General features: G+C 67.1%; 7 protein-coding genes. 4 read left to right on the forward strand and 3 right to left on the reverse strand.

Annotation, left to right across the window (positions count from 1 at the left end):
* The 3 genes from SX243_23660 to ruvX form a co-directional block, all read right to left on the reverse strand.
* The coding region (locus SX243_23660; protein MDY7095983.1) for a protein kinase at positions 1 to 1,494 on the reverse strand (1,494 nt) is incomplete at its 3' end.
* Positions 1,495 to 1,619: 125 nt separating this feature from the next.
* Positions 1,620 to 2,801, reverse strand: a complete 1,182-nt coding sequence (gene mltG / locus SX243_23665) for an endolytic transglycosylase MltG (protein ID MDY7095984.1) — start codon at positions 2,799 to 2,801, stop codon at positions 1,620 to 1,622.
* The gene (gene ruvX / locus SX243_23670; GenBank protein MDY7095985.1) at positions 2,798 to 3,271 is read right to left on the reverse strand and encodes a Holliday junction resolvase RuvX; all 474 of its coding nucleotides are present in this window, start codon (positions 3,269 to 3,271) and stop codon (positions 2,798 to 2,800) included. The genes mltG and ruvX overlap by 4 nt, the downstream gene beginning before the upstream one ends.
* A 103-nt stretch (positions 3,272 to 3,374) precedes the next feature.
* Here ruvX and SX243_23675 point away from each other — a divergent pair, with 103 nt between their 5' ends.
* From SX243_23675 to SX243_23690, 4 genes are all read left to right on the forward strand, one after another.
* Positions 3,375 to 4,553: a thiolase family protein gene (locus SX243_23675; GenBank protein MDY7095986.1), complete on the forward strand. Its 1,179-nt coding sequence runs from the start codon at positions 3,375 to 3,377 to the stop codon at positions 4,551 to 4,553.
* Between the two features lie 14 nt (positions 4,554 to 4,567).
* Complete coding sequence (gene lptD / locus SX243_23680; protein MDY7095987.1) at positions 4,568 to 7,204, forward strand: LPS assembly protein LptD; 2,637 nt, start codon at positions 4,568 to 4,570, stop codon at positions 7,202 to 7,204.
* A gap of 129 nt (positions 7,205 to 7,333) precedes the next feature.
* Positions 7,334 to 8,401 carry a glucose-1-phosphate thymidylyltransferase gene (locus SX243_23685; GenBank protein MDY7095988.1) on the forward strand — a complete coding sequence of 356 codons (1,068 nt, stop codon included), beginning with the start codon at positions 7,334 to 7,336 and terminating at the stop codon, positions 8,399 to 8,401.
* 10 nt (positions 8,402 to 8,411) lie between these two features.
* Positions 8,412 to 8,954 (forward strand): sugar nucleotide-binding protein (locus SX243_23690; GenBank protein ID MDY7095989.1); only part of this gene is annotated, 543 nt, incomplete at its 3' end.

Consider the following 8,954-nt stretch of genomic DNA (forward strand, 5'->3'; position numbering starts at 1 on the left):
GGCCTCTTTCTGGGCGGCCTCTTCGGCGGCCTGCTGTTCGGCGAGGGCCTCGGCTTCCTTCTGCGCCTGCTCCTCGGCGGCTTTGCGCTCTTCGGCTTCCTTTTGGGCCTGCTCGTATTGATCTTGGAGATCCGCGAGACGGGACTCATAGCGGGCCGCTAGCTCCTCCTGCATCTCTTGGTTCTGGGCCGCGAGGCTCTCGGCCATTTCCTCGCGCATGCGCTCCAGCTCGGCCTGGATTTCTTCCTGCGTGGGGCCGGAGGGGACCTCTTCTTCCTGCGGCGGCGGGATTACCGGCGGGGGCACCTGCGCCGCAGGCTCGGCGGGCTCGGGAGGGGCTGAGGTCTTGGCGCCGAAGACGAAGACGTAGAGTACGGCGGCGACGAGCACCAGGGTGGCGACCGCCGCAAGGCCGAAGTAGAGGCCCTTCTTGGAGCCGGACTCTTCGCCGGCCTCGGGCTCGATGTCGGCGCTGCTCACCATCACCGTGTCCGCTCCCGGCTCGCGGCCGCCGCCGGAGCTGGCGGCTTCCATCTCGGCGGTGGCGGTGGGAGGCTCGATCTTCTGCTCGCTCTGCAGCTCCCGGCTCTCCTTCTCGATCTCGTCCCGGAAGAGGCTGTGCATGAAGAAGGCGAGGTTGAAGGTGGTGGGGTTGTACTGGCCTTCCATCATCACCTGGCTGAGCGCTTTGTGCCAGCTGGCGGCGTCGCCGATGCGCTGTTCTCGGGAGGCCAGACTGCGCTGGAGCAGCTGGCGGATGCCCGGCGGCACGGGCTCGCTTTCGCTGGCGATCTGCGCTTGCTCCAACAGGCTGTTGTGGTCGGCGACCCCCGCCGGCATGGTTTCGCCGGTGAGCAGCTCATAGAGAATCACGCCGAGGGAGTAGACGTCGTCGCTGCGGTGGGGCGGCTGGCCGGCGAGGGCTTCCGGAGCCAGGTAGCGCTCGAAGCTGCGTACGGCGGCGTTGCTGGCGGCCATATCCCGCAGCCCCGGGGCGGCCTCGAAGCCGAGAAGCTTCGCTTCACCTTCGTTGGAGACCATCACCAGATCCGGAACCACGAAGCCGTGGAGGACGCGTTCGCCGCCCAGGCGGGTTTCCAGTGCCGCCGTCAGCCCCAAGGCCATGCGCTCGATGATCAGCAGCGCATGGTCCGGCGGCAGCGGGGAGAGCTGGCGGTTGGCCTGCTCCTGGAGCCGGGCCAGATTCTTGCCGGAGATGTAGTCGTAGGCGACGTAGGGCACACCCTGGAGCTCGCCGAAGTCGATGCCTGCCGCCAGGTTGGGGCTGCGTAGGCCGCCGGCCAGCTCCTTGCGGTCGGCGACCTTCTGCCACAGGGCAGGGCCGTCGAGGCCCTGGCCGTTGAACACTCGGAGCAGGACGACCTGCTCGATGCCTTGGCTGCCGAACCGGCCGGCCCGGAAGGTCTCACCGAGGGCGTCCTCGCTGAGCTTCTTGAGAAGAATGTAGCTGCCGAACTGCTCGCGGGTATTCATGCTGTCTCCTCGGTCACCAGCTCCACCGCGGCCTCGACCGCAGTGGAAAAAAGGGCGCTCCGGCAATGCCGGGTTAGCCGATTCGTCGGGGGCGCTCCTCTTGATATACCACGCATTGCACAGTGTCAACGTGGTGGCGGTGACTCCTTGCCTTTGTTTGAGGGCTTAGATTCTTTCGCTTCCGGCTCGGCTTTGCGGCGCCGTTCTTCGGCCCACTTTTCGCGCCAATACTGCTTTTGCCAGCGTTCGACGTTGCGGTTGTGCTCGGCGAGGGTTTTGGAGAACACGTGGCTGCCGTCGTTGCGGCTGACGAAGTAGAGGTAGGGCACTTCCGGCGGGGCGGCGGCGGCCTCCAGGCTGAGCCTGCCCGGGGAGGCCACGGGACCCGGCGGCAGGCCCTGCACCACGTAGGTGTTGTAGGGGGAGTCCATCTGTAGATCCCGCCGCCGGATGTTGCCGTCCCAGCGCCCCGCCAGGCGTAGGGCGTAAATCACCGTCGGGTCGGCGTAGAGGCCGATGCCCCGGCGCAGGCGGTGGGCGTAGACGCCGGCGATGGTGGGGCGTTCGTCGTCCAGCCGCGCCTCCTTCTCCACGATGCTGGCGAGAGTGACGATGTCGCGCACGGTGGCCGGCTCCTCGCCGGCTTCCGGCGGTGGGATCAGGGGCTCCACCTCGCGCCGGTAGGTGGTGCGGAAGGTGCGCACCAGGGTTTCGACGATGGCCGCTTCGGTGGCGTTGCTGGGGAAGCGGTAGGTGCTGGGGAAGAGGTAGCCCTCGAGGTTGGTGGCCTCTGGGTCGAGATCGGCGATGAGCCGCGGTGAGCTCATGGCGTCGAGGAAGGCCTGTTCCTCCCCGAAGCCTTCCCGCGCCAGCAGGGCCGCCGTCTCCCAAAGGGTCAGTCCTTCGATCACCGTCACGCCGTGGGTGACCACATCGCCGGAGGTCAGCTTGGCGAGCACCTGAGGGGTGTTGAGGGCTTCCTCGAAGCGATACTCGCCGGCGAGGAGCGGTGGATCTTCTAGATAGTGCACCAGGTACAGGCGCGCCAGGTCCGCGTCCACCAAGACGCCCTCCTCCTGCAGACGATGGAGGATGTCGGTGGCGGCAGTGCCGGGCTCGATCTCCACCAGGACCTGGTCGCCGCTCCAGCTGCGGTAGGGCTCGTGGAGAGTCTGCCAGGCCCACCAGGCGCCGGCTCCCAGGGCGGCCACCGCCAGCACCGCCAGCAGCCCGAGCACCAGCAGGATGCGCGGCCAGAGCCGGCGTCTGGAGGATTTGGAGCGGGAGCGTTGGGGGCGTCGACTCATGGGGACTCCTGGGGATCGGTGGGCTCGGTGGCCGCCGCTGGGGGCAGCCCGCCGTCGCCGCGTTGGCGCCGGTCGAGGGCTTCTTGAAGCAAGATTTGGGCCGCCGCTGCGTCCACCCGCTCGGGATGGCGCCGTGGATCTACCCCGGCGGCGCGCAGGCGGCGCTCCGCTTCCCGGGAGGTCAGGGTTTCGTCGATGAGCACTACCGGCAGGCCGCTTTCCGATGCCAGCCGGGCGCCGAAGCGGCGCACCCGGAGGGCTGCTTCTCCGGCCTCGCCGTCGAGCCCTACCGGCTCGCCCAAGACGATCCCTTCGACGCCCTCTTCCCGGGCTAGCCGGGTCAGGGCCCGGGAAGCGCTACGGTCATTTTTGCGCTCGAGGGTGGTCATCGGTACTGCCAGCCGACCCTGGGGATCGGAAATCGCCACACCGATGCGCCGCTCGCCGAAATCGATGCCCAGCAGCTTCATGGGCGGTGGGCTGGCTGTGTTAGCATCTCAGTCCCCGGAGAACCCCCGAGCGCCTCGTCAAGGGGACCGCTGGTACCATCGAAGAAGCCCCGCAGGAGACAGCATGGACGACATTGTCATCTTGAGCGCAGTGCGCACGCCCATCGGTAGCTTTCAGGGAGGTTTGGCGCCGTTGCCGGCCCACGCCCTCGGTGCTGCGGCGTTGGCCCAGGCCATCGAGCGGGCCGGGGTCGATCCGGCGGACGTCGAGCAGGTGAATATGGGGTGCGTCTTGCCGGCGGGCCAGGGCCAAGCCCCGGCGCGGCAGGCGGCGTTGGGAGCAGGCTGCCCCCACAGCACCGGTGCCCTGACCTTGAACAAGGTCTGCGGCTCGGGCATGAAGGCCGTGATGGTCGGCGCCAACGACTTGCGCTGCGGCGATTTCGAAGTGGTGGCCGCCGGCGGCATGGAGAATATGAGCCAGGCGCCGTATCTGGCTGCTGGCGTGCGCGACGGGCTGCGCCTGGGGCACGGCAAGCTGGTGGATTCGATGATTCATGACGGCTTGTGGGATCCCTACAACGATTTGCACATGGGCAGCTGCGCCGAGATGTGCGCGGAGAAGTATAGCTTCAGCCGCGAGGCCCAAGACGAGTTCGCCCAGGAGAGCTATCGCCGCGCTCGGGAGTCGGTGGAGGCGGGTCGTTTCGATGCCGAGGTGATCCCCGTCGAGGTGCCCCAGCGCAAGAAGACGGTGACCGTGGACAAGGACGAGGAGCCCTTCCGGGTCGACCTGGAGCGCATGCCTTCACTGCGCCCGGCGTTCCAGAAGGACGGCACCATCACCGCCGCCAACGCCAGCAAGATCAACGATGGGGCGGCGGCGCTGATCCTCTCCACCGCCACCTACGCTCAAAAGCTCGACCGCAAGCCCCTGGCTCGTATCGTCGCCCACGCCAACGCCGCTCAGGCTCCGGAGTGGTTCACCACCGCCCCGGTGGCGGCGGTGCGCCAGCTGCTGGACCGGACGGGGTTGGAGGCTGGCGACATCGACCTGTGGGAGGTGAATGAGGCCTTCTCCGCCGTCACCATGGCCTTCGTCGAAGAGTTCGGCTTGTCCATGGACGTGGTCAACGTCCACGGCGGCGCGGTGGCCTTGGGTCATCCCATCGGTGCCTCCGGCGCCCGCATCCTGGTCACCCTGCTCCATGCCATGGAGGCCCGCGACGTCCAGCGCGGTGTCGCCGCCATCTGCCTCGGCGGTGGCGAGGCGACGGCCATCCTGGTCGAGCGGAATCGCTGAGGAGCACCCTCCCGTTGAGCCCCCTGCTGCCAAATCCCGTCACCGCCCCCCTTCGCCTTAACCTCTGGTTGTGCGTGCTGGCGCTGTGGGCCCTGGTGGCCCTCGCTCCCGCTCTCCCCGCCTTGGCTCAGGAGGCATCGCCGGAGCCGGAAAGCTCCGAGGTGACCCCCGAAGAGCCCGCCGCTGAAGAGGCCGCCGCCGAGGAGGCTGCGGAGGAAGCCACCGAGGATCTCGAGGCTCCGGGGACCGGTGAGGTGGCGGCGGACGAGGATGCCGCAGGAGAGGATCTCTCCGATGCGGTCTCGGCGCAGCAGGACGACAACCCGGCGGCCAACTTCGGGGCCGGCTCGGCGCCTGCTGACGACGGCGAAGAGCCGGACGATGCAGAAGCCTCCACCGTGCCGCTGGAAAAGCCCGTCGACAAACCCGTTTCGGAGATGACGCCGGAGGAGCGCAAGCTGTTCCGCGAGTGGCGCCGGGCGCGGTTGGCGGAGACCCTGCCGCCGCCCCTGCCGGACCAGCCGCCGGAAGATGCGGTGACCTTCGACCTGAGCTTCCCCGAATCCGAGGGCGGCGGCAGCGCCGAGGGTTGGGCCGGGGCCCTCAACTATCGCCAGGACGAGATGGCGGAGCTTTCCGGTGGCGTGGTGATTCGCTACCAAGAGGTGGAGATCCGCGCCGACCGCATCGACGTCGACCTGGAGCAGAAGATCGTCATGGCCTATGGGGACGTGATCCTCGACCAGGGCCCGCAGCGTCTCTCCGGCACGACTCTGAGCTACGACCTGCAGACCAAGACCGGCTCGGTCACCGACGCCAAGGCCTTCATGAGCCCGGACTTCTATTTCTCCGGCGCCGAGGTGCGCAAGACCGGCGAGCTGACCTACGAGGTGGAGAACGGCGTCTTCACCTCCTGCCGTGGCGACTCGCCGGCGTGGAGCTTCCGCCTCGGCCAGGCGAATATCGAGGTGGATGGCTACGCCCGGGTGAAGAACGCCTCCATGCGCATCAAGAAAGCGCCGGTGCTCTATCTGCCCTATCTGCTGTGGCCGGTGAAGTCGGGGCGGACCTCCGGCTTCCTGGTGCCCAATATCGGCTACTCGGAGCGCCGCGGCGGCTATCTCGGCCTGGCCTATTACCAGGTGTTGGGTCGCAGCTACGACACGACCTTCTTCGCCGACCTCTACTCCGAGGAGTATCTGGGCTTTGGCAACGAGTTCCGCTACCGCCCGTCGGAGGGCACTCGGGGGCGTTTCCAGGGCTATGTGATCCGCGACCCGGTGAGCGAGGACTGGCTGTGGAAGCTGAACCTGGATCACGAGACCACCGATCTGCCCTTCGGCATGCGCGGTGTGGTTTCGGTGCGGGAGTTTTCGGACTTCGATTTCTTCCGCCAGTTCGAGCGCAGCGTCGACAAGAACACCGTGCGCTCGCTGGAGTCCCGGGGCTTCGTCACCGGCAATTGGGGAGCCCACTCGCTGAACATCCTGGTCAACCGCCGGGAGACCTTCCTCACCGGCAACACCGTGACCCTGTCGCGGCTGCCGGAGGTGGAGTATCGGCTGCGGCCGCGCAAGCTCGGCAACACGCCCCTCTTCCTGCAGATGGAGAGCTCCGCTTCGTTCCTGTCGGTGGAGCGCTCGGAAGTGCAGGACGGCACCTACGGCCGTTTCGACCTGGCGCCGCAGCTGACCCTGCCGCTGCGCCTGGTGCCGTGGTTGGGAGTGTCGGTGAGCGCCGGTCATCGCCTGACCTGGTACGGCGACAGCCTCAACGGCCAGCCGGACGCCAGCCCCACCCCGGGTACCGATCCCATGGACCCGCCGCCGGTGGACGGCTTCAGCGGCGACAGTCTGAGCCGCAGTTTCTCCTTCGCGTCGGCGGAGATCGTCGGACCGTCCTTCTCGCGCATCTTCGAGACCGAGGGCGGGGGCTTCAGCAAGTTCAAGCACGTCATCGAGCCGCGCTTCACCTATTCCTATCGCTCCGACATCGACGACCTGGACGAGATTCCGGTCTTCGACGAGATCGACGGCATCCGGGGAGCGAATCTCGGCCGCGTGGCACTGGTCAACCGCCTGCTTGCGAAGCCGCGCACGGAAGACGGCGAGGACGGCCCGGCTCGGGAGCTGCTGTCCTGGGAGCTCTCCCGCTTCTACAGCTTCGACGAGGACGCGCCGCTGCAGAGCGCCAGCGACGGCCGCAGCACCAGCATCGGTCCCTTGAGCAGTCTGCTGCGCTTCAACCCGACGGCGGTGACCAGCCTGACGGCGCGGGTGGACTACAACACCCTGTTCAGCCAGCTCACCTCGTCGTCGGTGTCCGGGGCCATCGGCTTCGGAAGCAACCGTTTGGGGGTCTCCTGGCGCACCAACTGGGATGCGGAGACCGGCCAGCGACAGTCCGATCAGATGCGCCTTACGGGCCGCTTGCAGGTCTGGCCCCGGCGGCTGGCGCTGCAGACGGATGTGGTCTACGACATCGACAATTCGCTTTTGCAGCAACAGCGATACATTCTGGACTATCGCTCCCAGTGTTACAGTCTGCGGTTCGAAGTGCACGATATCCGCCGAGGTGACGAGCGGGATCAAGACTTCCGCTTCTCGGTCAATCTCAAGAACGTCGGCACCTTCCTGGACCTCACCAACTAAGCAGGCCCGCCATCAGAGAGGCCTATCAGGAAGGCCCACAGAGGGAACAATCTTTCGGGACGAGGCTGGCGGCTCCCCGCATCGGGTGGAGCCCGGCCCGTCTCCGAGCGTCGATCGGAGATCATCAAGATGAAAGGACTCATTCTGTCCGGGGGCAAAGGCACGCGCCTGCGACCTCTGACCTATACCTCGGCCAAGCAGCTGGTGCCGGTGGCCAACAAGCCGGTGCTCTACTACGGCATCGAATCGGTGGTGGCCTCGGGCATCACCGACATCGGCATCGTGGTGGGGGAGACCAAAGACGAGATCAAGGAGGCGGTGGGGGACGGCTCGCGCTTCGGTGCGCAGGTCACCTACATCGAGCAGGACGCTCCTCGGGGGCTGGCCCACGCGGTGCTCATCGCCGAGGAGTTCATCGGCGAGGATTCCTTCGTCATGTATCTGGGGGACAACCTCATCGCCGGCGGCATCACCAGCCTGGTGGAGGAGTTCCAGAGCCTTGGCCCCAACGCTGAGATTCTTCTGGCTCACGTGAAGAACCCCCAGCAGTTCGGCGTCGCCGAGCTGCACGAGGACGGCCGGGTCAAGCGGCTGGTGGAGAAGCCCAAGGAGCCCCAGAGCGATCTGGCGCTGGTGGGGGTCTACATGTTCGACCACCACATCTTCGAGAGCGTCAAGCGCATCAAGCCGTCGGCCCGCGGTGAGCTGGAGATCACCGACGCCATCCAGGACCTCATCGACCGCGGCCTGAGCGTTCATCCGCACGTGGTCAAGGGCTGGTGGAAGGATACGGGGAAGCTGGAGGATATGCTGGAGGCCAACCGCATCGTCCTCGACACCCTGGACAACGGCGTGGCCATCGAGATTCCCGCCGGCAGCCGGGTGGAGGGGCGGGTGAGCCTGGGCCACGGCGTGGAGCTGGTGGACTCGCTGGTGCGCGGTCCGGTGGTCATCGGCGCCGGTACCAAGCTCGACCACGCCTTCGTCGGCCCCTATACCTCCATCGGCAAGCGTTGCGTCCTCAAGCGCTGTGAGCTGGAGAATTCCATCGTGCTCAACAACTGCGAGATCCGCGACATCCCGCTGCGCATCGACGGCTCTCTCATCGGCCGCAACGCGCGCATCGTCAAGACCGACTTCAAGCCCAAGGCCTACCGGTTCATGCTGGGCGACAATTCGGAAGTCGGCATTACCTGAGGCGAGGACGATGCGCACCCTGATCTTCGGCGGCACCGGCATGCTCGGCAGCGCCCTGGTGGCGGAGCTTCGCCGGCGCTCCCAGCCGGCCCTGGGGCTGTCCCACGCCCAAGGGGACATCACTGACCCCGACGACCTGCGCGCCTGGATGCGCTCTTTCCGTCCCCAGGTGGTGGTCAATTGCGCCGCCTTCACCAAGGTGGACGATTGTGAGGAGCGGGAGGATCACGCTCAGAGAATCAACGGCGAGGCGGTGGCCGAGGTGGCCGCGGCGGCGGACGAGGCGGGAGCGAAGCTGATTCAGGTCTCTACCGACTATGTCTTCGACGGCACCGCCACCGAGCCCTATGCCGAGGACGCCGCCACCGGCCCGCGTTCCGCCTATGGCCGCAGCAAGTTGTTGGGGGAAGAGAATGCTTTGGCCTACCCGCGCAACCTGGTGGTGCGGGTGAGCTGGCTCTTCGGCCCCGGTGGCCCCAACTTCGTCGCCACCATGCTGCGGCTCATGGCCGCCGGTCACCGCACTCTGCGGGTGGTGGACGATCAGGTGGGT

The organism is Acidobacteriota bacterium (assembly GCA_034211275.1).
GTDB lineage: Bacteria > Acidobacteriota > Thermoanaerobaculia > Multivoradales > JAHZIX01 > JAGQSE01.

What these genes read in the sequence shown, in the direction of transcription:
- ruvX (MDY7095985.1), bottom strand. Translation starts at nt 3,271, where the DNA reads ATGAAGCTGCTGGGCATCGATTTCGGCGAGCGGCGCATCGGTGTGGCG.
- SX243_23685 (MDY7095988.1), top strand. Translation starts at nt 7,334, where the DNA reads ATGAAAGGACTCATTCTGTCCGGGGGCAAAGGCACGCGCCTGCGACCT.
- mltG (MDY7095984.1), bottom strand. Translation starts at nt 2,801, where the DNA reads ATGAGTCGACGCCCCCAACGCTCCCGCTCCAAATCCTCCAGACGCCGG.
- SX243_23675 (MDY7095986.1), top strand. Translation starts at nt 3,375, where the DNA reads ATGGACGACATTGTCATCTTGAGCGCAGTGCGCACGCCCATCGGTAGC.